This is a genomic window from Sulfitobacter pacificus (assembly GCF_030159975.1).
Taxonomy (GTDB): Bacteria; Pseudomonadota; Alphaproteobacteria; order Rhodobacterales; family Rhodobacteraceae; genus Sulfitobacter; species Sulfitobacter pacificus.
The window spans coordinates 2,657,509-2,682,144 of record NZ_BSNL01000001.1; the positions used below are offsets into that span (position 1 = coordinate 2,657,509).

Annotated in this window: 24 protein-coding genes; 13 read left to right on the forward strand and 11 right to left on the reverse strand. The window is 59.2% G+C overall.

Annotation, left to right across the window (positions count from 1 at the left end; all coding sequences use genetic code 11):
- Positions 1-9 precede the first annotated feature (9 nt).
- Together QQL78_RS13425 and QQL78_RS13430 are read right to left on the reverse strand one after the other, a co-directional pair.
- Positions 10-558: an ankyrin repeat domain-containing protein gene (locus tag QQL78_RS13425; RefSeq protein ID WP_284374202.1), complete on the reverse strand. Its 549-nt coding sequence runs from the start codon at positions 556-558 to the stop codon at positions 10-12.
- On the reverse strand, positions 551-1,939 hold the full coding sequence (locus tag QQL78_RS13430; RefSeq protein ID WP_284374204.1) for an MORN repeat-containing protein: 1,389 nt from the start codon (positions 1,937-1,939) through the stop codon (positions 551-553). The genes QQL78_RS13425 and QQL78_RS13430 overlap by 8 nt, the downstream gene beginning before the upstream one ends.
- Before the next feature lie 198 nt (positions 1,940-2,137).
- On the opposite strand from QQL78_RS13430, the gene QQL78_RS13435 reads away from it, so the two are divergent.
- From QQL78_RS13435 to QQL78_RS13445, 3 genes are read left to right on the forward strand one after another with little or no spacing between them, the layout of a single operon-like run.
- Positions 2,138-3,796, forward strand: coding sequence for an NAD+ synthase (locus QQL78_RS13435; protein ID WP_284374206.1), 1,659 nt, complete (start codon positions 2,138-2,140; stop codon positions 3,794-3,796).
- A gap of 4 nt (positions 3,797-3,800) precedes the next feature.
- Positions 3,801-4,331, forward strand: a complete 531-nt coding sequence (locus tag QQL78_RS13440) for a hypothetical protein (RefSeq protein ID WP_284374208.1) — start codon at positions 3,801-3,803, stop codon at positions 4,329-4,331.
- 31 nt (positions 4,332-4,362) lie between these two features.
- Positions 4,363-5,163, forward strand: a complete 801-nt coding sequence (locus QQL78_RS13445; protein WP_284374210.1) for a CE1 family esterase — start codon at positions 4,363-4,365, stop codon at positions 5,161-5,163.
- Here the strand turns inward: QQL78_RS13445 and QQL78_RS13450 are convergent.
- Positions 5,160-5,840, reverse strand: a complete 681-nt coding sequence (locus QQL78_RS13450; RefSeq protein ID WP_284374212.1) for an ArsR/SmtB family transcription factor — start codon at positions 5,838-5,840, stop codon at positions 5,160-5,162. The two genes, QQL78_RS13445 and QQL78_RS13450, sit on opposite strands and share 4 nt — an antisense overlap.
- Positions 5,841-5,912: 72 nt before the next feature.
- Between QQL78_RS13450 and QQL78_RS13455 the strand changes: the two genes are divergently transcribed.
- From QQL78_RS13455 to QQL78_RS13465, 3 genes are all read left to right on the forward strand, one after another.
- The gene (locus QQL78_RS13455) at positions 5,913-6,236 is read left to right on the forward strand and encodes an NIPSNAP family protein (RefSeq protein ID WP_284374214.1); all 324 of its coding nucleotides are present in this window, start codon (positions 5,913-5,915) and stop codon (positions 6,234-6,236) included.
- Positions 6,233-6,577 carry an antibiotic biosynthesis monooxygenase family protein gene (locus QQL78_RS13460; protein WP_284374216.1) on the forward strand — a complete coding sequence of 115 codons (345 nt, stop codon included), beginning with the start codon at positions 6,233-6,235 and terminating at the stop codon, positions 6,575-6,577. The genes QQL78_RS13455 and QQL78_RS13460 overlap by 4 nt, the downstream gene beginning before the upstream one ends.
- Positions 6,578-6,684: 107 nt before the next feature.
- The gene (locus QQL78_RS13465; protein ID WP_284374218.1) at positions 6,685-7,101 is read left to right on the forward strand and encodes an acyl-CoA thioesterase; all 417 of its coding nucleotides are present in this window, start codon (positions 6,685-6,687) and stop codon (positions 7,099-7,101) included.
- A 207-nt stretch (positions 7,102-7,308) separates the two neighbouring features.
- Here QQL78_RS13465 and QQL78_RS13470 read toward each other — a convergent pair whose 3' ends face one another.
- Both QQL78_RS13470 and QQL78_RS13475 read right to left on the reverse strand, forming a co-directional pair.
- Positions 7,309-8,835 (reverse strand): cryptochrome/photolyase family protein, encoded by a 1,527-nt coding sequence (locus tag QQL78_RS13470; RefSeq protein ID WP_284374220.1) that lies wholly within the window; start codon positions 8,833-8,835, stop codon positions 7,309-7,311.
- Positions 8,832-9,497 carry an SDR family NAD(P)-dependent oxidoreductase gene (locus QQL78_RS13475; protein ID WP_284374222.1) on the reverse strand — a complete coding sequence of 222 codons (666 nt, stop codon included), beginning with the start codon at positions 9,495-9,497 and terminating at the stop codon, positions 8,832-8,834. Before QQL78_RS13475 ends, QQL78_RS13470 begins: the two co-directional genes overlap by 4 nt.
- Before the next feature lie 272 nt (positions 9,498-9,769).
- On the opposite strand from QQL78_RS13475, the gene QQL78_RS13480 reads away from it, so the two are divergent.
- Entirely contained in the window at positions 9,770-11,338 is a 1,569-nt protein-coding gene (locus QQL78_RS13480; RefSeq protein WP_284374223.1) for a 2-isopropylmalate synthase, read from the forward strand.
- 161 nt (positions 11,339-11,499) lie between these two features.
- Here the strand turns inward: QQL78_RS13480 and QQL78_RS13485 are convergent, their stop codons facing one another.
- Entirely contained in the window at positions 11,500-12,087 is a 588-nt protein-coding gene (locus QQL78_RS13485) for a VOC family protein (RefSeq protein WP_284374225.1), read from the reverse strand.
- A gap of 171 nt (positions 12,088-12,258) precedes the next feature.
- Here QQL78_RS13485 and QQL78_RS13490 point away from each other — a divergent pair, with 171 nt between their 5' ends.
- From QQL78_RS13490 to QQL78_RS13515, 6 genes are read left to right on the forward strand one after another with little or no spacing between them, the layout of a single operon-like run.
- Positions 12,259-13,305, forward strand: a complete 1,047-nt coding sequence (locus QQL78_RS13490) for a rod shape-determining protein (protein WP_025045991.1) — start codon at positions 12,259-12,261, stop codon at positions 13,303-13,305.
- Between the two features lie 52 nt (positions 13,306-13,357).
- The gene (gene mreC, locus QQL78_RS13495) at positions 13,358-14,254 is read left to right on the forward strand and encodes a rod shape-determining protein MreC (protein WP_284374227.1); all 897 of its coding nucleotides are present in this window, start codon (positions 13,358-13,360) and stop codon (positions 14,252-14,254) included.
- Positions 14,251-14,790 (forward strand): rod shape-determining protein MreD, encoded by a 540-nt coding sequence (locus tag QQL78_RS13500; RefSeq protein WP_284374229.1) that lies wholly within the window; start codon positions 14,251-14,253, stop codon positions 14,788-14,790. The genes mreC and QQL78_RS13500 overlap by 4 nt, the downstream gene beginning before the upstream one ends.
- 13 nt (positions 14,791-14,803) lie before the next feature.
- Positions 14,804-16,747, forward strand: coding sequence for a penicillin-binding protein 2 (gene mrdA / locus QQL78_RS13505; RefSeq protein WP_284374231.1), 1,944 nt, complete (start codon positions 14,804-14,806; stop codon positions 16,745-16,747).
- The gene (gene rodA, locus QQL78_RS13510) at positions 16,744-17,883 is read left to right on the forward strand and encodes a rod shape-determining protein RodA (protein ID WP_284374233.1); all 1,140 of its coding nucleotides are present in this window, start codon (positions 16,744-16,746) and stop codon (positions 17,881-17,883) included. Before mrdA ends, rodA begins: the two co-directional genes overlap by 4 nt.
- Before the next feature lie 3 nt (positions 17,884-17,886).
- Positions 17,887-18,822, forward strand: coding sequence for a 2-hydroxyacid dehydrogenase (locus tag QQL78_RS13515; RefSeq protein ID WP_284374235.1), 936 nt, complete (start codon positions 17,887-17,889; stop codon positions 18,820-18,822).
- Positions 18,823-18,831: 9 nt separating this feature from the next.
- On the opposite strand, the gene QQL78_RS13520 is transcribed toward QQL78_RS13515, so the two are convergent.
- The 5 genes from QQL78_RS13520 to QQL78_RS13540 all read right to left on the reverse strand — a co-directional run bounded on the left by QQL78_RS13520 (position 18,832) and on the right by QQL78_RS13540 (position 24,565).
- Entirely contained in the window at positions 18,832-20,844 is a 2,013-nt protein-coding gene (locus tag QQL78_RS13520) for a M3 family metallopeptidase (RefSeq protein WP_284374237.1), read from the reverse strand.
- A gap of 74 nt (positions 20,845-20,918) precedes the next feature.
- A complete protein-coding gene (locus QQL78_RS13525) occupies positions 20,919-21,959 on the reverse strand; it encodes a HesA/MoeB/ThiF family protein (RefSeq protein ID WP_284374239.1) in 1,041 nt (346 codons plus the stop codon).
- On the reverse strand, positions 21,959-22,411 hold the full coding sequence (gene dut / locus QQL78_RS13530; protein ID WP_284374240.1) for a dUTP diphosphatase: 453 nt from the start codon (positions 22,409-22,411) through the stop codon (positions 21,959-21,961). The genes QQL78_RS13525 and dut overlap by 1 nt, the downstream gene beginning before the upstream one ends.
- Positions 22,408-23,607, reverse strand: coding sequence for a bifunctional phosphopantothenoylcysteine decarboxylase/phosphopantothenate--cysteine ligase CoaBC (gene coaBC / locus QQL78_RS13535; protein ID WP_284374242.1), 1,200 nt, complete (start codon positions 23,605-23,607; stop codon positions 22,408-22,410). Before coaBC ends, dut begins: the two co-directional genes overlap by 4 nt.
- Before the next feature lie 79 nt (positions 23,608-23,686).
- A complete protein-coding gene (locus QQL78_RS13540; protein ID WP_284374244.1) occupies positions 23,687-24,565 on the reverse strand; it encodes an RNA polymerase factor sigma-32 in 879 nt (292 codons plus the stop codon).
- Positions 24,566-24,636: the final 71 nt, after the last annotated feature.

The window sequence follows — 24,636 nt, forward strand, 5'->3', positions numbered from 1 at the left end:
CCGGCGCGCTCAGCCTTTTTTGTACCAGTCAATAAAATCAGCAGAGTCGTTATGCCCCAATATCCGCGCTTCTTCTGCAGGGGTGGCATAGTTGTCTATTACCGTGCGCCTCGTCCTATCCGCACCCGCGTCCATCAATATCTGCATCGCCGCTTTGTCATCACGGATCGCTGCCAGATGAAGCGGCGTCCAGTTGTTAAATCCCCTTATGTTCACATCAGCCCCCGCCTTGATCAACATAGAGAGAACCGCATGACGGTCGGCCTTGGCCCGATCGATGCAAGAATGCAGCGGCGTGCCGCCTTCACCATCCTCAAGATTCAGATCGGCACCTTTCGCGATCATCCATTCAATCGCAGAAATCGTCCCCACATCTACCGCAGTCCTCACCCAGTATCGCCCCGAAGGCAAACCGTCTTTGCAGTTCGGAAACCCGTCCAGAATTTCCGCGACCTCCTCCAGTCCGGCGATGTCGCCTGCCATCAGACGGCGTTCAATCTCTGCATCATCTGATGGGTTTTTTCCTGTGATGGGAAGCTGCCACTCCCAATCAGCCACCTTCCTTCAACGCCCCACTTTCCCAGTCACCGCTGGTTTCTTCTCCCGTGGCATAACGCATGGTGCCCGCACCCTGACGCTTGCCGGCCTTGAACATGCCCTCATAGACGTCGCCATTGGCATAGGTCGCGGTGCCCATACCCTCGATCTCGCCATTGGCCCAAGCCCCCTGATATTTGAAACCGGTCGCCATGGTGATGGTCCCCTCGCCGTGGCGCTGGCCCTCTACAAACGATCCCGCATAGGTGGTTCCGTCTGGATAGGTGGCCGTGCCCATGCCATGGCGCTGACCGTCTTTCCAGGCCCCCTCATAGCGGTAGCCGTCCGCATAGGTCATCACCCCTTCACCATCATTGCGGGCGTTTTTGAAATCCCCCTCATAGACAATGCCATTGGGATAGGTCGCGCGCCCCTTGCCCTCAATCACCCCGGCCAACCAGTCGCCCTCATAGGTCGATCCATCTGGATAGGTGATTTTGCCTGTGCCATCCGCTAAATCGCTACGAAACTGACCTTCATAAACCGACCCGTCAGGATAGGTCACGCGACCCTCACCCTCGATCTGGCCTGCAACCCATGATCCGGCATAGACATAGCCATCTGTCCCGGTGAACCTGCCCTGCCCGTCCCGCCGGTCATCGCTGAAATCCCCCTCGTAAACGTCGCCGTTTTCATAGGTGACCTTGCCCTTGCCCTGCCGTTTACCGGCAACCAGCTGGCCCTCGTAAACATCGCCATTGGGCTGGGTCAGCGTGCCTTCACCGTCGATCTGCCCGTCATTCCACTGACCGACATAGGTCAACCCGTCCGGCATTTTCAGCGTACCCGTGCCGCTGCGCTTGCCCGCGACGATTTCCCCCTCATACACCGCACCATCAGGATAGGTGATTGTGCCCATCCCCTGTTTCACACCATCAACCCAGTCGCCCTTGTACTCATAGCCACCGGTGCTTTGCATCACACCTTTACCGTGATGCTTGGCGTTGCGCAGCTCCCCCTCATAGCGCACCCCATTGGCATAAAGCGCAATGCCCTGCCCCATGATCGCACCCGCCTGCCATTCGCCCTCATAGGTGCCACCATCGGCAAAGGTGATCTTGCCAAAGCCATCCGGCTTGCCGCGTTCAAAATTGCCCTCATAGACCGATCCATTGGGAAAACGTGCAACACCCTCGCCCTTGATCTCTCCGGCAACCCAGGCCCCGGAATACTCGTAACCATTGGGCAGCTTATAGGTGCCCTGCCCATCCTGAAGCCCCTCCTTGAAGGTGCCCTCGTAAATGCCTCCATCGTCATATTGTTTGGTCTGCACCTCACCATCCTGTGCCAGAGCAGGGAACGGCAAAAGGATCAGACACAGGGCAATCGTGCGAAGAGTCATGGCGAACCTATTCAGAAACGTTAAAATCTTGTTAACGGCAGCCTAAGGTCTGGCTGCGAACGGGGCAATGTCTTTTCAAAATCATCCCGGTTCCCGGCGTCCCCCTGCCCGACCAAAGTGCCCGCCGCGCCATATCCCCTTTCCCCCTGCCCCTGATCTGCTACATCACGTGCAGACACTTAGACAAAGGGCGCTCTTATGGCAGACCGTTTCCGCATCACTCTGGGTCAGTTGAACCCGACCGTTGGCGATCTTGCCGGCAATGCTGCCCTGGCGCTTGAGGCATGGCAGGCTGGCAAAGAGGCTGGTGCCGATCTTGTCGCCCTGCCGGAAATGTTCATCACCGGCTACAACGCCCAGGATCTGGTGATGAAACGCGCCTTCCAGCTTGATGTGATGACCCATATCGAGAAACTGGCCGCTGATTGCGCAGATGGGCCACCCCTCGCCATCGGTGCCCCATGGGCCGAAGGTACGGAACTGTTCAACGCCTATCTGATCCTCAAGAACGGCAAAATCGCCTCGCGCATGTTGAAACACAACCTGCCCAATGAAACCGTCTTTGACGAGGTGCGCATCTTTGATTCCGGCCCGCTGGGCGGCCCCTACGCCGTGGGCAACACCCGTGTCGGATCGCCGATTTGCGAAGACGCCTGGCACCCGGATGTTTCCGAAACGCTGGAAGAAACCGGTGCGGAATTCCTTCTGGTGCCCAATGGTTCCCCCTACTACCGCAACAAGATGGACACGCGGATGAATGTGATGGTTGCCCGTGTTGTGGAAACCGGCCTGCCGCTGATCTACCTGAACATGGTAGGCGGTCAGGACGACCAGATCTTTGACGGGGCCTCTTTCGCGCTGAACCCCGGCGGCAAACTGGCAATGCAACTGCCCGCCTTTGATGCCGTGACCACCAATGTTGATCTTGAACGCACCCCCGACGGCTGGCGCGTGGTGGAACAGGCTTTCGCCAAATACCCGCCCCCATACGAGGCCGACTACAGGGTTTGCGTTCAGGGCCTGCGCGACTACATGCGCAAGACCGGTTTCAAAAAGGTGCTGCTGGGCCTGTCGGGTGGCATCGATTCCGCCATTGTCGCCACCATCGCCGCCGATGCCATCGGCCCCGAAAACGTGCGCTGTGTGATGCTGCCCTCTGAATACACCTCCCAGGCCTCTCTGGATGACGCCGAAGCGGTCGCAAATGCCCTTGGCTGTCGCTATGACTACGTGCCGATTTCCGAGGGACGCCAGGCCATCACCAACACGCTGGCCCCCCTTTTCGAAGGCACTGACGAAGGCCTCACCGAAGAAAACATCCAATCCCGCCTGCGCGGTCTCTTGCTGATGGCGTTGTCGAACAAATTCGGTGAAATGTTGTTGACCACCGGCAATAAATCAGAGGTCGCCGTGGGTTATGCCACCATCTATGGCGATATGTCGGGCGGCTATAACCCCATCAAGGATATGTATAAAACGCGGGTGTTTGAAACCTGCCGCTGGCGCAATGCCAACCACCGCGACTGGATGATGGGGCCTGCCGGCACCATGATCCCCGAAACCATCATCACCAAACCGCCCACCGCCGAATTGCGTGATGATCAAAAGGACAGCGACAGCCTGCCCGACTATCCAGATCTTGATGCGATGCTGAACATCCTCGTCGATCAGGACGGCTCTATCGAGGATTGTGTCGCCGCAGGTTTCGACCGCGCCACCGCCAAAAAGGTCGAACACCTGATCTATATTTCGGAATACAAACGCTTCCAATCCGCCCCCGGCCCGCGCCTGACCAAAGGGGCCTTCTGGCTGGATCGCCGTTATCCCATCGTCAACCGCTGGCGCGACCCCAGCTAGCCGCGTGCCCGCACCGGTGATTGCCAGGATAAGGCGGGGCAAAGCTGCCCTGCGCGGGGTCCTCTGCGGGGCCATTGCCCTTGCCGGTCTGGCGCTATGCCTGCTGCTCGCGCATGTCGATACGCCCGACTTCTGGCTGATCTTCATCAGCCTGTCCGCCACATCAATGTTTGCCGGTTTTGCCCTGTTCTTTGGCGGCATCGCCCTGCGCAACCCCGTTGCCTTGCGCATGGACGCTCAGGGGATTTCCGGCTTCTACTGTGATCCCGCAACATGGGACGAAATCACGGACATCGGCCTTGTCATCGGCCACAAACACCATCGCTTCCTCGGCTTCACATTGCACGACCCCATTGGCTTTCGTGACCGGCAATCCGCTTGGCGCCGCTTTGCGTCTTGGGCCAGCGGTCGCAACTCCGGCCATCACATCATTGTGCCGGAACTGCTGCTGCACGACACTTCTGTGAATGATCTGGTCGCCAAGGCTCAAGACCTGCACGCGGCGCACCCCCACACGCACAATCATGTGACTTGAGCCTCCCTGCCCGCCGCGCCATCATCACCCCATGCGCATTCTCCTGACCTGTCTCCTGCTCCTTTCCAGCCCCGCCCTTGCCTGTGGTCCCGACACCGACTGCCCCGTCGGTGACCGGCACTACCGCATCGTGATGCCTGCCGACCACGACGGCATCACTCCGGTGCCCGCCCTGATCTGGTCACATGGCTATCGTGGTTCTGCGGCGGGGGTGATGCGCAACGGCTCCCTGCGCCGGATGTTGTCGGATGCAGGCTTTGCGCTGATTGCGATGAATGGCCTCAACGGCTCATGGAACCTGCCCAATGGGCCGCGCACCATGAACAGTGACGGTTCCGCCGAATTTGCCTATTTCGACGCCGTCATCACGGACGCCACCGCGCGGCACCACGTTGACCCCGACCGCATCGTCGCTGCCGGATTTTCCGCAGGCGGCATGATGGTCTGGAACCTCGCCTGCTCCCACCCCGAAAGCTTTGCAGGCTTCATTCCCCTGTCCGGCACCTATTGGCTGCACCCTCCCGAAACCTGCAAAACGCCGGTGTCCAGCATCGTCCATATCCATGGCACCCAAGACAAAACCGTGCCGCTCAAGGGGCGCCCCATCGGCGAAACCAAACAGGGAGAGGTCGAAGAAGCTCTTTCAATGTATGAAAAATTCGGCAATTTCGGCCCGTCCAACTCCTTCAAAACCGGCCCACTTACCTGCCGTTCCCGCAGCAACCCCACCGGCGAGGTTCTCGAATATTGCCTGTTCGAGGGCGGCCATTCCTTCCGTACCGAATACCTTGGCCACGGCCTTGCCACCCTGAAGGAGGCAGGCCAGCTCTAGCTGCCAAACATCTCGGCAAACCCCTTCTCGCCCGCGCGCGAAAACCGCACCACCCGCGTGCCTTCCACCCGCTCGGCCCAGCCGATTTCCTGCATCCGTGACAGCAAGGCCCGCCCGACACTGCCCGCCAGATGGGTCTGGCGCGCCGACCAATCCAGACAGGACCGGCACAGCGGCGTCTTGGACTTGCGCAAACCCGCCACATCCACACCAAACCCCGTCAGAAACGCGGCACCCTCTGCCGTCAGAACCACATCCGTACCCCGTTCCTCGACCACACCTTTACCCAGCAGCCCTTGATACAGGGCAATGCCCTTGGCCCCTGCCAGATGGTTGTAACAGACCCGCGCCTCGCGCAGCGCCTCGTCCTTGGGGCCGGTGCGTGTGCGCAGATGCCCCGCACCTGCCGCCAACCCCATCAGCGCCTCAAGCGCATGACCCACATCGTCCCCACCCAATGTGAAATACTTGTGCCGCCCGGATTTGCGACAGGCAATCATCTCTGCCGCTTCCAGCTTGGCCAGATGGGCGCTGGTGGTCTGCACCGTCACCCCCGCCTCTGACGCCAACTCTGTCGCCGTCAGCGCCTTGCCCGACATCAGAGCCGTCAGGATATTGGCGCGGGCCGGATCACCGATCAGCGCCGCGATGCGGGATATATCTGGACCTTCTTTCATACTTCGATCGTAGCCGAAGCATCCGCATCGATCAATCCACTATCAACAGGGCATCACATCAAAGGAAAAACCATGCTGACCTGTATCATCCGCTATCACATCGACCCAACCAAAAAGGCGCAATTCAACCAATACGCCCGCAACTGGGGCACCGCCATTCCACGCTGCGGCGCTGACCTCATCGGCTATTACGCACCACATGAAGGCTCCTCCACTCTCGCCTATGGCATCTACAACATCCCGTCCCTTGCCGAATATGAATCCTACCGCGCCCGCCTCGCCGCCGATCCCTTGGGCCGCGAAAACTATGAATTTGCCCAATCGGAGAAATTCCTGTTGCGCGAGGACCGAACCTTCCTGACACTGGCCTCCGCCCCTCATGGAGACAGCAAATGATCGCCGTTATTTTCGAAGTCATGCCCGACCCGGAGCACAAAACCGACTACCTCGACATCGCCGCAGAAATGCGCCCGCTGGTGGAAGAGGTGGAGGGTTTCATCTCCGTCGAACGCTTCCAAAGCCTGACCAACCCAGACAAACTCCTGTCCCTGTCGTTTTTCGAGGACGAAGCCGCCGTCGCCCGCTGGCGCAGCCTCGCCGCCCACCGCAAGGCGCAGGCCAAAGGCCGCAAGGGCATCTTCACCGATTACCATCTGCGCATCGCCCATGTGATCCGCGATTACGGTATGTTTGATCGTGACGAGGCCCCAAATGACAGCCGTGCCTCCCATGGATAAAAGAGGGGGGCGTGCTGCCCCTCCAACCCTCGCCTCACCTCATGGCTTTTGTTCATCCCCTATATCCCGTAGACAGGCGGTCACATTCCTGAACAAAAGACAGCGCCATGACCAAAACCTTCACCACCACCCGCGAATTGCGCTTTGGCGATTGCGACATTTCCGGCACCGCCTATTTCCCGTCCTATCTGGACCTGCTGAATGGCGTGAACGAGGAGTTCTGGACCCATATCGGCTATCCTTGGCACGAAATGATCTGGAAAGAGCGCTGGGGCACACCCACGGTACATCTGACCTGTGATTTTTCGGTGCCATCTTTGTTTGGTCAGACGCTGACCTTTGAACTACAAGTGGTCAAGGTGGGACGCTCCTCCCTGACGCTTAAACATGAAATCAGCTGCGAGGGTGAAAAACGCTGGACCAGTACCCAGGTCCTTGCCGCTTCAGATCTGGACAAGCACACCTCGATGCCATGGCCCGACAAGGTACGCGAAACACTGGACGCTTGGCTGGTCAAAGACTGACAGGTAGCCCGGCGGCGTTAACCTTTCGCTCACATTCTACGGCGCGCGCTGGGTTAACCACGCCAAACATACACCGGGGGGTGCATCAAAGGTGCATGGCAGGTGCACAGGAGGTGCGCCCCGAAATCCCCAGCGAAATATGGCGTTAACCCCGATTCGCAGCGCTGCCCGTTGCGTCACCCTTACCCGTTGCGCGCACGGTGGTTTTCAAACAACTTCCCCCGTATCCAGCCGCGCAAGCCAGCTTTCCGCGTCCTTCAACACGGTCTTGCGACGCTCTTCGTCCATCCGGTCCCATGTGCGGTACATATTGCCCATCCGGGCATTGTCTTTGAACCGGTCGCGATGCCGGTCCAGAAAGTGCCAATACAGCAGGTTGAACGGACAGGCCCCCTCGCCGGTTTTCACGCTCACCTTATAGGCGCATCCCTTGCAGTAATCCGACATCCGGTTGATGTAAGCCCCTGAAGACACGTAAGGTTTTGACGCGATCACCCCGCCATCGGCAAACTGTGACATGCCCACAGTATTGGGGCTTTCGACCCATTCAAACGCATCCGCATAAACCTCCAGATACCACTCATGCACCTGATACGGATCAACCCCGGCTAACAGCGCAAAATTGCCCGTCACCATCAGCCGCTGGATATGATGCGCATAGGCATGTTCCCGGGTCTGCGCCACCGCATGGGACACACAATTCATCTTGGTCTCTGCCCCCCAGTAGAAGGCGGGCAAATCCCTGTCATGCTTTAGTACATTCCGCTGCGGATACTCCGGCCCTTCAAGGAAATAGATCCCCCGCACATATTCGCGCCAGCCGATGATCTGACGGATGAACCCCTCCGCCGCATTGATCGGCACATCGCCTTTTTTCCATGCCTTTTCAACTGCCTGACAGACTTCTAAAGGGTCCAGAAGCCCGATGTTGATATAGGGCGACAGCACCGCGTGATACAAAAACGCATGGCTTTCCAGCATTGCATCCTGATAGTCGCCGAACCGCGGTAGGGCCTGTTTCACAAAATGTTCTAGCGCTTCCAAAGCCTGCCCGCGCGTGGTGGCAAAACCGAAGGGGCGCAGGTCTCCAAAGTGATCGCCAAACCGCGCTTCGACCAGCGACAGAACCTCTTCAACTTCCGTGTCCGGTTCAAACCACAACGGCCCTTCCACCGACACATCATCCGGTGCCGGTTTGCGGTTGTCATGATCGAAATTCCACTTGTCTCCGGCGGGCTCCTCACCCTCCATCAACAGGCCGGTCTTACGTCGCATCTCGCGATAGAAATACTCCATCCGCAACGCCTTGCGCCCCTCGGCCCAGCGCTCGAATTCGCCGTGACTGGCGATGAACCTACCGTCCGGCAGAATACGTGTTTTCACCGGCGCATATTTCAGCTTTTCAATCAGCCGCCATTCCCCCGGCTCGGTACAGATCACCTCCTCTGCACCAGTCTCCTGCGCGCGGCGCAACAGCTCTCCAACGATGCTGCCTGCGTTCTCCTCATCGTCCAGCTTCGTGTATCGCACATCCCAGCCATCCGACTGTAATACTTGCGCAAATTTGCGCATCGCGGCGAAAATAAGCGCGATTTTCTTGGGATGGTGTTTGACATATCCCGCCTCCTCGGCGACCTCTGCCATCACTACAATATCACTTTCTCGCTCTGCTTCCTGCAAGGCGGACAACCCCTGCGAAAGCTGATCCCCCAGCACCAAAACCAACCGTTTCACCACGCCACCTCTTTGCCTGCCCAATCGTAAAACCCACCGGTCTGGGCAGGGGTCAAACCATCCATTACGTGCAGTAAATTCTCTGCCGCTTCGTCAGGCGTCACTGCCGGGTGCCGTCCCAGATAATCAGCCGTAAAAGCCGTGGCGACAGTCCCCGGATGCAAGGCCACGCAGATGCTTTCCTGATGTGTCCGCGCCAACTCAATCGCTGTTGTATGTACAATCTGGTTCACCGCCGCTTTGGCCGCGCGGTAACTGATCCAACCGCCCATCCGGTTGTCCCCGATAGAGCCCACCCGCGCCGACAATACCGCCAGCACCCCACGTCCCTTGCGCGGCAGCAACCCATGCGCGCGGGCCAGTACCAGCGCCGGCCCCACCGCATTTAACCTGAACTGATCCAGCATAGCCTTGCTGTCGATGGCTTTGATCGTCTTCTCCGGCTCTGCCCCCTCAATGACCAAGGCACCCGTCGCCACCACCACCCTGTCATATGGCCCGTCCAGCGCATCCAAATGCCGGGCAACCGAGGCCGGGTCAGTAATGTCAAACCCATCATCACTGCGTGACAGCCCGGTGACCTGCTCGCCCTTTGCGATACAGGCCGCGACCATTGCCGCCCCAATCCCGCCAGAAGCGCCTATAATCAGTGTTTTTCCCATGTTTCTGACCTAGCCGCAGCGCGCCACAGGTCAACGCCCTCCTGGAAAAAATGCAAAATCAAACTCCCCCCTTCCCATTTCAAATCACGGGCCTATAAATACCGCCATGACACACGCCTCACATACTGTGACCCCTTCGCGCATCGACGCGTTGCTTCTGCGTGCCAACCTCCTGCTGCTAATCCGCCTCTGAGCGTGCCATCCCGGCGCGTCCGCTCAGAGGGTTCGCCACCGCGCCACGGATTTGAACAAGCAGAACGAAAGACATCACAATGACTGATACACAGACCCAAGATCGCGTCATGATCTTCGACACAACCTTGCGTGACGGCGAACAATCCCCCGGTGCCACGATGACCCATGCGGAGAAGCTGGAAATCGCCGGCTTGCTGGATGAAATGGGCGTTGATATTATCGAGGCCGGTTTTCCCATCGCCTCTGAGGGGGACTTCGCCGCTGTCACGGAAATTTCAAAAAACGCCACAAAATCAGTTATTTGCGGGTTGGCCCGTGCCCAGTTCGGCGATATTGACCGCTGCTGGGAGGCGATCAAACACGCCCGCCAACCGCGCATTCACACCTTCATCGGCACTTCGCCATTGCACCGCGCCATTCCCAATCTCACCATGGACGAAATGGCCGATCGCATTCACGAGACGGTCACCCATGCCCGCAACCTGTGCGAAAACGTGCAATGGTCGCCCATGGATGCCACAAGGACCGAGCTGGATTACCTCTATCGCGTGGTTGAAATTGCCATCAAGGCCGGGGCCACCACGATCAACATTCCTGATACCGTCGGCTATACCGCCCCGCGTGAAAGCGCTGATCTGATCCGCAAACTGCTTGAAAACGTGCCCGGCGCGGACGAGATTATCTTTGCCACCCACTGCCACAACGACCTAGGCATGGCGACCGCCAACAGCCTTGCCGCGGTAGAGGCCGGGGCGCGCCAGATCGAATGCACCATCAACGGGTTGGGCGAACGGGCGGGCAATACCGCCCTTGAAGAAGTGGTAATGGCCCTGCGCGTGCGCAACGACATCATGCCCTATCAAACGGGCATCGACGCCACCAAAATCATGAACATCTCGCGCCGCGTCTCCACTGTGTCGGGTTTCCCGGTGCAACCCAACAAGGCCATCGTTGGCAAAAACGCCTTTGCCCACGAAAGCGGCATCCATCAGGACGGCATGCTGAAAAACGCTGAAACCTTCGAGATCATGCGCCCCGAGGATGTGGGCCTGTCCGAAACCAATATCGTTATGGGCAAACACTCTGGCCGGGCCGCACTGCGCTCCAAGCTGGAGGACCTCGGGTTCGAATTGGGCGACAACCAGCTCAAGGATGTGTTCGTACGTTTCAAGGAACTGGCTGATCGCAAAAAGGAAATCTATGAGGATGACCTGATCGCCTTGATGCGCACGTCCACCGATCCCGAAGAGGATCGTGTCAAACTGGTATCGATGCATGTGATATGCGGCACCGAGGGGCCAAATCAGGCCCGCATGACCCTTGATGTGGACGGCACGGAAAGCACCACAGAGCAAACCGGCGACGGCCCGGTTGATGCGGCATTCAACTGCGTCAAGGCTCTGGTCCCACATGAGGCGCGGTTGCAGCTTTATCAGGTACATGCGGTAACCGAAGGCACCGATGCACAGGCAACTGTCTCGGTTCGGATTGAGGAAGACGGCCGTATCGTGACCGGTCAGTCTGCCGATACCGACACGGTTGTTTCATCCACCCGCGCCTATATCCACGCGCTGAACCGCCTGTTGGTCCGTCGCGAGAAGGGCGGCACGGACAAGCGCGAAATCAACTATAAAGACGTAACCTGAGAATGAAGGTGGGCAACAGCCCACCTTGCCCGTTCCCGCAGCGCATGCAGCGGGCGACAGGATTGAGTTTAATTGGCAAGATGAAGTCACAGCGGCATTCTTCATCTTGCCCTTAAACTCATTTCCAACCATGCCACACATGAAGCAGCTGCGTTGTCCCGTCACCTGTCAAATGGGTTCTTCGCCGCCCGATCAGCGCTTAGAGATCCCTGCGAGCGTTCCACAATCATCACCGCTGCATCGGCCAGATGCTCCCGCTCAATCGCCTCTGCCCCCCGTTCCACCCGCAGCTTGTGTGCCTGCATCATCACTTCGGCATGGCTGCTGCCGCTTGGCGGGATGAAGGTATAGCAGGCCAGTTCAATCAACAGGCCCAGCGGGTCCTTGAAATAGATCGAATGCATGAACCCACGGTCCTTGATGCCCGAATTGCCAATCCCGCGATCCGCCAGCCGGTCAAGCACCTGATCAAACATGGCGCGATCCACCTCGAAGGCGATGTGATGTACACAACCGGCATCCATCGGCGTGCGACTGTGCACCCGCGCACGATTTTCATTGGTGAAGATGGTGATCAACCTGCCGTCACCGGGATCGAAATACAGATGCCCCTCCTCTGGATCATCCAGATTCGGCTGATCAAAGATAAAGGGCATGCCCAGCACCCCCTCCCAGAAATCAATGCTGCTTTGCCGGTCCGCCCCCATCAGGGTGATGTGATGTACGCCAAGGCTCTGGATTTTCTTCATTTCACTCTTCTCCACGTATAAGCTCTGCCCCTGAACATAGGGCGCAGGCGGCAACATGCCCAACTGTGAAAAACACCCCCTTTCACCTAAGCTACGCCAAGCCTATAAGCACCATCAGCCCGCCTCGGCAGAGTCGCGGGCCAATATGACTTTGACAAGGTACGCAGGCAAATGAACCTCTTTGGAAATCTCCGTGGACTGTTTTCATCCGATATGGCGATCGACCTCGGTACAGCCAATACTCTGGTCTACGTAAAAGGGCGCGGGATTGTCCTGTCGGAACCATCGGTTGTTGCCTATCACATCAAGGACGGCGTGAAGAAAGTTCTGGCGGTGGGCGAGGATGCCAAGCTGATGCTGGGCCGTACCCCCGGTTCCATTGAAGCGATTCGCCCGATGCGCGAGGGTGTGATTGCCGATTTTGACACCGCCGAAGAGATGATCAAACATTTCATCCGCAAGGTGCACAAACGCTCTACCTTTTCCAAACCCAAGATCATCGTCTGTGTGCCCCATGGTGCGACCCCGGTTGAAAAACGCGCGATCCGCCAGTCGGTTCTGTCAGCAGGTGCGCGCCGCGCCGGCCTGATCGCCGAACCGATTGCGGCGGCCATTGGTGCCGGCATGCCGATCACCGACCCCACCGGCAATATGGTCGTCGACATCGGTGGTGGTACAACCGAGGTTGCGGTGCTTTCGCTGGGTGATATCGTTTACGCCCGTTCGGTGCGTGTTGGGGGTGACCGTATGGATGAAGCGATCATCAGCTATCTGCGCCGTCAGCAGAACCTGCTGGTTGGGGAAACCACCGCCGAACGCATCAAGACTTCTATCGGGACCGCACGGATGCCTGACGACGGGCGCGGCACCTCGATGCAAATCCGTGGGCGCGACCTGTTGAACGGTGTGCCCAAGGAAATCGAAGTGACCCAGGCACAGATCGCCGAAGCACTGGCCGAACCGGTACAGCAAATCTGCGAGGCGGTGATGACCGCGCTGGAAACCACACCACCTGATCTGGCGGCTGATATTGTGGATCGCGGCGTGATGCTGACCGGCGGTGGTGCGCTGCTGGGTGATCTGGATCTGGCCCTGCGAGAGCAGACAGGTCTGGCGGTTTCCATCGCGGATGAATCATTGAACTGCGTGGCGCTTGGCACCGGCAAGGCGCTGGAATATGAAAAACAGCTGCGCCACGCCATCGACTACGACAGCTGATTTTTGCTAGGCTCGATGAAAGCCTGACACCTCGGGCAGGAGCGCAAGGGACATGGCAAGCGACCGTTCAAACAGCAATGACTACACCGCCCCACTGCGGCGGCTGTTGCTGGCTGTCCTGATCCTGCTGCTCAGCGCAACCTTCCTTTTGTGGCGCATCGACAGCCCGCGCGTTGAACGCTTTCGCGCCCAGATCACCGACCGATTGGTGCCCAATCTTGACTGGGCCATGGCCCCCGTCACCGGCACCGTCAATCTGTTTCGCGATTTCCGGTCGTATCAACGGCTGTCCGAACAAAATCAGGAGCTGCGCAGCGAGCTGCGCCAGATGCAGGCTTGGAAAGAAGCTGCGCTGCAACTTGAGCAGGAAAACGCCCGTCTGCTGGATCTGAACAAGGTGCGTCTTGATCCGCGCCTGACCTTTATCACCGGTGTTGTGCTGGCGGATTCCGGTTCCCCCTTCCGTCAATCGGTGCTGCTGAATGTCGGCGCACGGGATGGTCTGGTGGATGGCTGGGCCACGATGGACGGTATCGGGTTGGTCGGGCGTATTTCGGGCGTCGCGGAAAACACAGCGCGGGTGATCCTGTTGACCGACGCCACCAGCCGCATCCCCGCAACAATCCAGCCGTCAGGCCAACGCGCAATTGTCGCCGGTGACAACACCATTGCCCCACCTGTTGATTTCCTTGAAAATCCCGACCTCGTGCGCCCCGGTGACCGGGTGATCAGCTCTGGTGATGGCGGTGTCTTTCCTGCCGGTCTGCTGATCGGGCAGGTTGCCGCCGACCCCGGTGGCCGTTTGCGGGTGCGTCTGGCCGCAGATTATGAACGCCTCGAATTCCTGCGTGTGCTGCGCCATTATGGCACTGAACATGTCACCGACACGGCACAGGTCATCACCGAAAACGGCCCCTTGGAGGAAACACAGGAGGCCGCAAGCGAATGAACGACCTTTCTGCCACCCGCCTTTGGCTGATGCGTGCGGCTTTCCTGCTGCTGACGCTGGTGATCCTGTTCTTCCACCTGCTGCCGCTGGAAACCACGCCGCGCCGCTGGGCCGCTCCTGATTTTCTGCTTTGCTTTGCACTGGCGTGGAGCCTGCGCCGCCCCGATTACGTGCCCGCGCTGGCCCTCGCCGGTGCCTTCCTGCTGGCGGATCTGTTGTTACAGCGCCCGCCGGGTCTGGCGGCAGTCCTGGCACTGATCGGATGTGAGAACCTGAAAGGGCGGGCCCGTTCCCTGCGGGATGCGAACTTTGCCGCGGAATGGATCAGCGTTGGTGTCATCATCATCAGTATTACGCTGGCCTACCGGGTTATCCTCGCCATTGTGCTGATCGAACAACCCAGCCTGTCCCTTGGCCTGTCGGAATTGTTTTTGACCTTGCTGGCCTACCCTGCTGTTGTCGCAGTAACCCATTTCGGCATGGGCGTGCGCAAGGCCAATCCGGGTGATCTGGACGGCCACGGACAGCGGATTTAGAGGGGGTGTTGGCATGAGACGCAACCGCGCGGAAAACGACGCGAGCCACGCCAAACTGACCCGTCGGGCGGCGCTGTTGGGCGGTGCGCAGCTATTGTTCATGGGTGGGCTGGCCGCAAGGATGCGGTATCTGCAGGTGGATCAGGCCGATCAGTTCCGCCTGCTGGCCGAAGAAAACCGCATCAACATCCGCCTGATCCCGCCAACACGTGGTGAGATCTTCGACCGCAACGGCGTGCGGCTGGCCGAGAATGTCCCCTCCTACCGGATCGTTATGGTGCGCGAAGATGCCGGTGATGTGGACGCGGTGATGGCACGGCTGAGCCAGATCATCGAGATCGATCTGGAAACCTATGAGCGCGCGCTTGAAGAGTTGAAACGCTCCGCCCCTTTCCTGCCCGTCACCATCGTTGAGGGTGTCAGCTGGGACGAGGTCAGCAAGGTCAGCGTCAATGCCCCCGCCCTGCCCGGTGTCACCCCTGAGGTCGGGCTGACACGGGTCTATCCGCGCGGGTCTGACTTTGCCCATGTGGTTGGGCGGGTCGGGCGGGTCAGCCAAAAGGACCTTGATGCGCTGGAAAATCCTGATCAGGTACTGCGCATCCCACGCTTCCAGATTGGCAAGATCAATGTAGAGGCCCGCGCCGAGGACGCGCTGCGTGGTGTGGCAGGCACCAAACAGGTTGAGGTCAATGCAACCGGCCGGGTGATGCGCGAACTGGCGCGGCGCGAAGGGCAATCAGGTGCCGATCTGCAATTGACCATTGATTCCAAGCTGCAAGGCTATGTGCAGGCCCGCCTTGGCGGTGAAAGCGCTGCTGTGGTGATCATTGACTGCGAAAGCGGTGATCTGGCCGCAATCGCCTCGGCGCCCAGTTATGATCCCAATCTGTTCATCGGCGGGATTTCCTCGGCGGACTATGACCCCCTGCTGAATTCGAAATACCGCCCGCTGGTCAACAAGACTGTGCAGGGCTCTTATCCGCCCGGCTCTACCTTCAAGATGATCACCGCCATGGCCGCCCTCGAAGACGGGCTCATCAACCCCAGCGAAACGGTGTATTGCCCCGGCCATCTGGAGGTTGCAGAACGCAAGTTTCACTGCTGGAAACGTGCCGGCCACGGTTGGGTTGATCTGAGCAATTCGCTCAAACAATCCTGCGACGTCTATTATTACGATCTGGCACTGAAAGTCGGGATTGAGAAAATCTCAGCCATGGCAAACCGGTTCGGCCTTGGCATCCGCCATGATCTGGCGCTGTCTTCGGTCAATTCCGGCCTGACCCCGACAAAGGACTGGAAACGCACGGCGCGGGGCGCGGAATGGGTGATTGGGGACACCGTCAACGCCTCTATCGGGCAGGGCTTCATGCTGGCCTCGCCCTTGCAACTGGCGGTAATGACGGCCCGGCTTGCCACTGGACGCATGGTGCTGCCTCGGCTGATCAAATCCCGCGATGGTGTGGAACAACCCTTGGGCGATGGTGTGTCGCTTGGCATGAACGAGAACAACCTGCGCGAAATGCGCCGCGCCATGTATGAAGTTGTGAACGACCGCCGCGGCACCGCATACCGCAATCGCATTATCGCCGATGAATGGCGCATGGCAGGCAAGACAGGCACATCACAGGTGCGCAATATTACTGCCGCAGAACGTGCGCGCGGGGTGACCCGTAACGCGGATCTGCCGTGGGAACGGCGCGACCATGCACTGTTTGTCGCCTTTGCCCCTTATGACAAGCCACGCTATGCGGTATCGGTGCTGGTCGAACATGGCGGCGGCGGATCAACGGCAGCGGCCCCCATCGCGCGGGACGTGATGTTGCAGGCGCTTGCCGGGGGTGAACCGCCGCTGAACGCCTATCCAACCGGCGATCGTGCCCGCATCAAGACCCAGCAGAACCGCCTGCGTGATGTGCAACCACAGGCAGCGATCAAGGGCAAAGACCGCGCATGAGCTATCTTGAATATACGGTCAAATCCGTCCCAACAGGGTTTCGCAAGATCCTGCACCTGAACTGGCCATTGGCATTGCTGCTGGCCAGCGTCTGTGGTGTCGGCTTCCTAATGTTGTACTCAGTGGCCGGCGGATCGTTTTCCCCATGGGCAGAGCCACAGATCAAGCGGTTCGGCCTTGGCCTGGCCCTGATGATGGGTGTGGCCATGGTGCCGATCTGGTTATGGCGCAACCTCTCTGGCGTGGCTTACGGTGCCTCCATGATCCTGCTGGTGCTGGTCGCGCTGGTCGGGGAAGAACGCAAGGGCTCGCAACGCTGGCTCGATCTCGGGTTTATGGACCTGCAACCGTCGGAGCTTATGAAAATCACGCTGGTGATGTTTCTGGCCGCCTATTACGACTGGCTGCCTGCGAAAAAAGTATCCCGCCCGTTTTGGGTTCTGCTGCCGGTGGTGATCATCCTTGCGCCCACAGCGCTGGTGCTTGAACAGCCCGATCTTGGCACCTCGATCCTGCTGCTGACCGCCGGAGCCGGGCTGATGTTTCTCGCCGGTGTGCATTGGGCCTATTTCGCCGCCGTCATCGCCACTGGTGTGGGACTGGTCGCTGCTGTATTTCAGTCACGCGGCACCCCATGGCAGCTGTTGAACAATTATCAGTACCGCCGGATTGATACCTTTCTGGACCCCGCCGCCGATCCTTTGGGTGCGGGGTATCACATCACCCAATCCAAGATTGCACTCGGCTCCGGCGGCTGGACCGGACGCGGATTCATGCAAGGCACGCAATCGCGGCTGAACTTCCTGCCTGAGAAACACACCGACTTTATCTTTACTACGTTGGCCGAGGAATTCGGCTTTGTCGGGGCAATATCCCTGCTGGGGCTTTATGCGCTGATCATCATCTTCTGCGTGGTCACCGCAATCCGCAACAAGGACCGGTTTTCATCCTTGCTGACGCTGGGCATTGCATTGAACTTTTTCCTGTTCTTCGCCGTCAACATGTCGATGGTCATGGGCATGGCCCCGGTTGTCGGCGTGCCCCTGCCGCTGGTCAGCTATGGCGGCTCTGCGATGCTGGTGCTGCTTCTGGCCTTTGGCCTTGTCCAATCTGCCCATGTCCACAGACCGAGATAACCCATGCCCCTGAACCTGCTTTTCGCCGCGCGCCCCGAACGCTGGGAAACCTATGAACGCCCCCTGCGGGACGCATTGGACAAGGCGGGCTTTGGTGACGCCAACCTCGCCCAAGAGATCGCCCCACAGGATGTTGATTACATCATCTATGCCCCGAACAGCCCGTTGCAGGATTTCACTCCCTACATAAAAACCAAAGCGGTGCTGAACCTCTGGGCTGGCGTCGAGGCGATTACCGGTAATGAAACCCTGACCATGCCTTTGGCCCGCATGGTTGATCCGGGCCTGACCAAAGGCATGGTGGAATGGGTCACCGGCCATGTGCTGCGCTACCATCTGGGGATCGACACCGACATCCTACGCGATGACACAAAATGGGTGCCGCGCACGCCGCCCTTGGCACAGGAGCGGCAGGTTGTTGTGCTGGGCCTTGGTGCATTGGGTGCCGCTGTTGCAAACACACTGCTTGGCCTTGGTTTCAACGTCACCGGATGGTCGCGCAGCCCTAAGGATCTGCCCGGCGCGACCTGTCTGCACGGGGAGGACGGCCTGACCAAAGCACTGTCACAAGCCGAAATCGCGGTGCTGCTGCTGCCTGATACCGCAGCAACCGAGAATACCCTGAACGCAGAGACATTGGCGCAGATGCCCAAGGGCGCGTTTATCATCAATCCCGGTCGCGGCCCGCTGATCGACGATGCCGCACTGCTGGCCGCGCTGGACAGCGGCCAGATCGCCCATGCCACGCTGGACGTGTTCCGGGTGGAGCCCTTGCCCACTGATGATCCCTATTGGACCCATCCCAAGGTCACAGTCACCCCGCATATCGCCGCCGAAACGCGGGCCAGCACGGCCAGCGAAGTGATTGTCGAGAACATCCGCCGTGGTGAGGCGGATGAGCCCTTTATCAACCTCGTCGACCGCGCCCTTGGGTACTAGTCAAAGAGTTTAAGCGGCTAAACCGCGCCCCTTCAACAGGGCCTCAACCCCAGGTAAACGCCCCCGGAAGGCCACATAAAGCTCTGCCGCATCCTGTGATCCGCCGGTGGACAGGATATGCGTTTCCAGCGCCTTTGCCCGTTCCGCATCAAAGGCACCGCCGGCGTCCTCAAAGGATTGGAAGGCATCGGCATCCATCACCTCTGACCACATATAGCTGTAATAGGCGCTGGAATATCCGTCACCGGCAAAGACATGGGCAAACTGCGGTGTCGCATGGCGCATACGGATGGCGTCGGGCATCCCCAATGCGTCCAGCACTTCGGCCTGTTTCGCCATCGGATCAGCAGGCGGTTCACCATCGTGAAACTCCAGATCGACCAGCGCGGAGGCGACATATTCCACCGTCTGGAACCCCATATCGAAAGTGGCTGCGCCCAGAACCTTGTCCAGCATCTCTTTTGGCATCGCCTCGCCCGTGATGGCATGGGTGGCAAATTCGCCCAGAACCTCCGGCACTTCCAGCCAATGTTCATACAGCTGGCTTGGCAGCTCCACAAAATCACGCGCCACCGAAGTGCCGCTGACGCTTTCGTAGGTCACATCCGACAGCATCTGGTGCAGCGCGTGACCGAATTCGTGAAACAAGGTCCGCGCATCATCATAAGACAACAGAGCCGGATCGGACTTGGCAAAATTGCAGACATTGATCACAACAGGCGATTGCATTTCGGGGTACTTGGCCTGCGCGCGCATCGCCGAGCACCACGCCCCGGAGCGTTTCGAACCACGCGCAAAGTAGTCCCCGATGAACACCGCCACATGTTTGCCCCCGCGCGTCACTTCCCAAGCGCGGCAATCCGCGTGATAGAGCGGCACATCCAGCGGCGTGAATTCCAGCCCGAACAGACGGGTTGCACAGGTAAAAGACGCCTCGATCATCCGGTCGAGTTGGAAATAAGGCTTCAACGCCGCCTCATCCAGATCATGCTCCACCGCACGGCGTTTCTCTGCGTAATAGCGCCAGTCCCACGGGGCCAGATCACCGTTCACACCATCAGCATGCATCATCTGGGTCAACACCTCGGCATCGGCATTTGCCTGTGCCTTGGCCGGTTCCCACACTTCCATCAGCAGCTTGCGCACCGCATCGGGTGTTTTGGCCATCTCGGTTTCCAGCTTAAACTTGGCGAAATTATTGTATCCCAGCAGCTGCGCCCGTTCCTCGCGCAGGGCCAGCGTTTCGGCGGCGATGGCGCGGTTGTCGGTTTCGCCGCCATTGGCCCCACGGGCCTCCCATGCGCGAAACGCCTTTTCGCGCAGATCGCGGCGCGGGGAGAATTGCAGGAAGGGTACAATCAGCGAACGCGACAGGGTGACGACAGGGCCGCCTGCATCCTTTTCCTTGCCCGCCGCATGGGCCGCGCTGACAACAAATTCCGGCAACCCTTCCAGATCTTCGTCAGCCAGCGTCATGAACCACCCGCGTTCATCCGCCAACAGATTCTGCGTGAACTGCGTGCCCAGAACTGCCAGACGCCCCTTGATCTCTTTCATCCGCTTTTCCTGATCCCCGATCAGGGCGGCACCGGAGCGCACAGCATCACGGTGCGCGATCATCAAAATCCGTGCCTGTTCGTCGGTCAGATCAAGCGTATTGCGGGCGTCCCAAACGGCGGCGATGCGTTCAAACAACGCCTTATTGCCGGAAATTTCGGCGAAATGCGCGGCCAATTTAGGGGAGAAATCCCGCTGCAATGCCTCGCGGGCCGGGTTGCTGTCCGCCCCTGCCACGGTGAAAAACACGCTTAGCACCTTGTTCAACGCCTCCCCCACACCTTCCAGTGCCTCGATTGTATTGGCAAAGCTCGGGGTGTCAGGATTGCTGGCAATCGCCTCAATCTCGGCATTATGCGCGGCAAGGGCCTCGTCCAGCGCAGGCGCAAAATCATCGTCTGAAATCCGATCAAACGGCGCAATCTCAAAGGGCGTGGCCCAACCGGCCAACAGGGGATTTATCATGGGAAATTCTCCTTTGCGCTCAAGCTAAGGGCGCAAAGGGCGGGTTACAATCCGTTGGTGAAAACCTAGCGGAATCAGCTGCTGCCGCAGGTTGCGCAATCCGCACGGCGGGCGATCTGGATTGTGCGATTCTCGCCGTAAAGCGCGTCATAGATCAACATTTGCCCCCGTGCCGGCGTTCCGGCATCCGTGATCACCTTGATCGCCTCAATTGCCATCATTGATCCGATCACCCCCGGCAAGGGGCCGATCACCCCGGCCTCTGCGCAGCTTGGCGCAAGGTGAGCGGCGGGGGCCTGCGGGAAAATGCAGCGGTAGCAGGGCGCACCCTTGGCGGGATCAAAGACTGACAATTGCCCCTCCCACTGGCTCAGCGCCCCGGACACCAGCGGCAGACCCGCCGCCACACAGGCCGCGTTCACCAGATAGCGGGTTTCGAAATTATCCGTGCCATCCAGCACCAGATCATATTCCGCAACCAATTCCGCCGCGATGTCATCTGTCAAACGGCGATGATAGGGACGTACGGTGATGAAGGGGTTCTGCGCCTCCATCTGCGTCTGGGCGGAAAACACCTTGGGCATGCCGATATTGCCATCAGGATGGATCACCTGCCGTTGCAGGTTGGCGTTCTCCACCACATCATCATCCACAACACCGATGGTGCCCACCCCTGCCGCTGCCAGATATTGCAGTGCCGGTGCGCCCAACCCGCCAGCACCGATGACCAGCACCTTGGCGTTCTTCAACGCCTTTTGCCCGGTCCCGCCAACCTCGCGCAGCACGATGTGACGCGCGTAGCGGTCCAGCTCGGTCTCGGAAAAGCTGCCTTGATTTGTTGGCGTATCAGGTGTTTGCGCGGTCACACGGCCCCGCAAATGCACGATAAAACTGCGATAAGCCCAGATCACCGCGGCAAACCCGCCAAGGATCAGCCACAGCGCGGCACTGCCCCCGGTGGCCTGACGCAATCCATTCCCTTCGGGCAAGGCCAGCTGCATCCCCAGGACCGCAACAAACAGCAGCCCCAACATCGACAGACGCGCCGCGCGGGGCACGCCCATCATGCGCCCCCCGAACCAAAGCACCGCTGCGATCACCAGAACCAGCAGCATCAGGTTTCTCCGGTAGAGCCGAACCCGCCAGAGGCGCGGTCTGTGCTATCCAGCGTCTCGGCAATCTCAAACGCCACCTGCGGGGCCGGCGCCACAACCATCTGCGCGATGCGCATGCCATGGGTCACTTCGAATGGCTCTGTGCCCGCATTCAACACGATCACGCCAACCACCCCACGATAGTCACTGTCGATTGTGCCGGGACTGTTGGGCAGCATGATACCCTGTTTCAACGCAAGGCCGGACCGCGGCCTGATCTGCACCTCAAAACCCTGCGGGATTTCCATATGCAATCCGGTTGACACAAGCGCGCGCGCCATAGGTGCAATTCGCACTGGCCCCTCCGGCAGGTTGGCGCGCAGATCCGCGCCCGCCGCGCCCGTGGTGGCATATTCCGGCAGACCCAGCGCCTGATCCGCGCCCGCTGCCCATGTACATTTGATCGTGGTCATTTCGAATCCAGCGCCTGTGCAATCCGTGACGCCAGCTCTTGTGCCACCGCATCTTTTGACATGCGCGGCCAGTCTTCTGCACCATCATCCGTGATCAGCGTCACGGCGTTTTCACTGCCACCCATGATGCCGGTTTCAGGGGAGACATCATTGGCCAGGATCCAGTCACAACCCTTGCGTTCACGCTTCGCCGTTGCATGGGCCAGCACGTCATTGGTTTCCGCCGCGAACCCGATGACCAGCGGCGGACGACCCGCCTCCATGCGGCTGACCGTTTTCAGAATGTCGGGGTTTTCCGCAAAGCTCAGCACCGGCAAGCCGTCTTTGGATTTCTTCAGCTTCTTATCACTGGCCCCTTCGACCCGCCAATCCGCCACAGCAGCGGCAAAAACACCCGCGTCCACCGGCAAGGCACCTTGCACCGCCTCAAGCATTTGTTGCGCGGTCTGTACCGCAACCACAGTGACCCCGGCGGGGGGCGGGACATCAGCAGGACCAGTGACAAAAATCACCTCGCCCCCCAAAGTCGCCAAGGCCTGTGCAATGGCAGCCCCTTGCGCCCCGGAAGAGCGGTTCGCGATATATCGTACAGGATCAATCGGTTCATGGGTCGGACCAGAGGTGACAAGAATACGTTTGCCCCGCAACGGCCCGTCAGCAAACTGCGCCTCTATCGCCGCGACGATTTCCAGCGGTTCGGCCATACGCCCCGGTCCGTGTTCGCCACAGGCCATGTCGCCTTCGTTCGGGCCAACCACTTTGATCCCGTCACCTTGCAGGGTTTTCAGGTTGCGTTGCGTGGCCGGATGATCCCACATCCGCACGTTCATCGCCGGGGCAATCATCACCGGTGTGTCTGTTGCCAACAGCAGCGTTGATACTAGATCATTGGCCAGCCCCTGCGCCATTTTCGCCATCAGATCAGCCGTTGCTGGCGCCACCACCACCAGATCAGCCACGCGGCTTAGCTGGATATGGCCCATTTCGGCCTCATCCCCCAAATCAAACAGATCACGGTAAACCTTGCTGCCGGCCAGTGCGGACACCGACAGCGGTGTCACGAATTCCTCGCCTGCACGGGTCAGAACCGGCGTCACCTCTGCGCCGCGTTCACGCAGGCGCCGGATCAGGTCCAGCGACTTGAAGGCCGCAATCCCCCCTCCGATGATCAGCAATATATGCTTGTTTGCCAGCATGATGCGCCCTCTTCGCCATTTGGTTCACCGAACCATAAGCGCCAAGCGGGACCAGTGCCAGCCCTGACCGACCAACCTATCAGCTCAGCAGGTGCATCACCTCGGGCGAGCGGCCCTCAAGCGACTTGCGCATCTTGACCAAGGCCGCCGCTTCCAACTGGCGTACTCGTTCCTTCGACAGCTTCAGCTCCTCACCAAGGCTTTCCAATGTGCGGGGCTTATCGCGCAGTTTGCGTTCGCGCAGGATGAACTGCTCGCGTTCGCGCAATTCCTGCATCGACGACAACAACCAACTGCGCAGCTGTGCGGTGTCATGATTATATTCTACCTGTTCAGCAGCTTGCGCGGATTCATCTTCCAAGACATCAATCCACTCGCGCCCGTCATCTTCCGCTGACTGGGTCGCGTTCAAGGAATAGTCAGAGCCGGAAAGCCGCCCTTCCATCATCTCGACATCGTGCAATGGCACACCAATCTCGGTGGAAATCATCTGTCGCAACTGATGTCGGTCCAGCTCATGTCCGGCCGTGCTGGCCTCGCGCTCCATCCGCGCCTGAACGCGGCGCATGTTGAAAAACAGGGATTTTTGCGAAGAGGTCGTCCCAGTGCGCACCATCGACCAATTGCGCATCACGTGATCCTGAATGCCCGCTTTGATCCACCACATTGCATAGGTCGAAAAGCGCACGCCGCGATCAGGATCGAATTTCTCGGCGGCTTTCATCAAGCCAAGGCCCGCCTCTTGGATCAGATCGTTCATCGGGGCACCGTAGCGGCGAAACTTGCCCGCCATGGAAACCGCCAGCCGCATGTAGGCGTTGATCAGCCGATGCAGCGCCACCTCATCACGGTGATCACGCCATGCGATCGCCAGTTCCATTTCGGTTTCCGCATCCAGCATTTCAGCCTTCATGGCTGTGCGGGTGATTGAAAAATCGCGAGCTGTTTCAATTGCCATGATAAAAATTCCCTGACCACGTTGCTTGTAATTTTGCAGCCCTTTGTGCAGAGCTTTGTACTAACTACGAA

Coding starts and splice junctions, on each gene's coding strand:
- QQL78_RS13430 (WP_284374204.1), bottom strand. CDS start 1,939: ATGACTCTTCGCACGATTGCCCTGTGTCTGATCCTTTTGCCGTTCCCT.
- QQL78_RS13435 (WP_284374206.1), top strand. CDS start 2,138: ATGGCAGACCGTTTCCGCATCACTCTGGGTCAGTTGAACCCGACCGTT.
- QQL78_RS13445 (WP_284374210.1), top strand. CDS start 4,363: ATGCGCATTCTCCTGACCTGTCTCCTGCTCCTTTCCAGCCCCGCCCTT.
- QQL78_RS13450 (WP_284374212.1), bottom strand. CDS start 5,840: ATGAAAGAAGGTCCAGATATATCCCGCATCGCGGCGCTGATCGGTGAT.
- QQL78_RS13455 (WP_284374214.1), top strand. CDS start 5,913: ATGCTGACCTGTATCATCCGCTATCACATCGACCCAACCAAAAAGGCG.
- QQL78_RS13460 (WP_284374216.1), top strand. CDS start 6,233: ATGATCGCCGTTATTTTCGAAGTCATGCCCGACCCGGAGCACAAAACC.
- QQL78_RS13465 (WP_284374218.1), top strand. CDS start 6,685: ATGACCAAAACCTTCACCACCACCCGCGAATTGCGCTTTGGCGATTGC.
- QQL78_RS13475 (WP_284374222.1), bottom strand. CDS start 9,497: ATGGGAAAAACACTGATTATAGGCGCTTCTGGCGGGATTGGGGCGGCA.
- QQL78_RS13480 (WP_284374223.1), top strand. CDS start 9,770: ATGACTGATACACAGACCCAAGATCGCGTCATGATCTTCGACACAACC.
- QQL78_RS13485 (WP_284374225.1), bottom strand. CDS start 12,087: ATGAAGAAAATCCAGAGCCTTGGCGTACATCACATCACCCTGATGGGG.
- QQL78_RS13490 (WP_025045991.1), top strand. CDS start 12,259: ATGAACCTCTTTGGAAATCTCCGTGGACTGTTTTCATCCGATATGGCG.
- mreC (WP_284374227.1), top strand. CDS start 13,358: ATGGCAAGCGACCGTTCAAACAGCAATGACTACACCGCCCCACTGCGG.
- QQL78_RS13500 (WP_284374229.1), top strand. CDS start 14,251: ATGAACGACCTTTCTGCCACCCGCCTTTGGCTGATGCGTGCGGCTTTC.
- mrdA (WP_284374231.1), top strand. CDS start 14,804: ATGAGACGCAACCGCGCGGAAAACGACGCGAGCCACGCCAAACTGACC.
- rodA (WP_284374233.1), top strand. CDS start 16,744: ATGAGCTATCTTGAATATACGGTCAAATCCGTCCCAACAGGGTTTCGC.
- QQL78_RS13515 (WP_284374235.1), top strand. CDS start 17,887: ATGCCCCTGAACCTGCTTTTCGCCGCGCGCCCCGAACGCTGGGAAACC.
- QQL78_RS13520 (WP_284374237.1), bottom strand. CDS start 20,844: ATGATAAATCCCCTGTTGGCCGGTTGGGCCACGCCCTTTGAGATTGCG.
- QQL78_RS13525 (WP_284374239.1), bottom strand. CDS start 21,959: ATGCTGCTGGTTCTGGTGATCGCAGCGGTGCTTTGGTTCGGGGGGCGC.
- dut (WP_284374240.1), bottom strand. CDS start 22,411: ATGACCACGATCAAATGTACATGGGCAGCGGGCGCGGATCAGGCGCTG.
- coaBC (WP_284374242.1), bottom strand. CDS start 23,607: ATGCTGGCAAACAAGCATATATTGCTGATCATCGGAGGGGGGATTGCG.
- QQL78_RS13540 (WP_284374244.1), bottom strand. CDS start 24,565: ATGGCAATTGAAACAGCTCGCGATTTTTCAATCACCCGCACAGCCATG.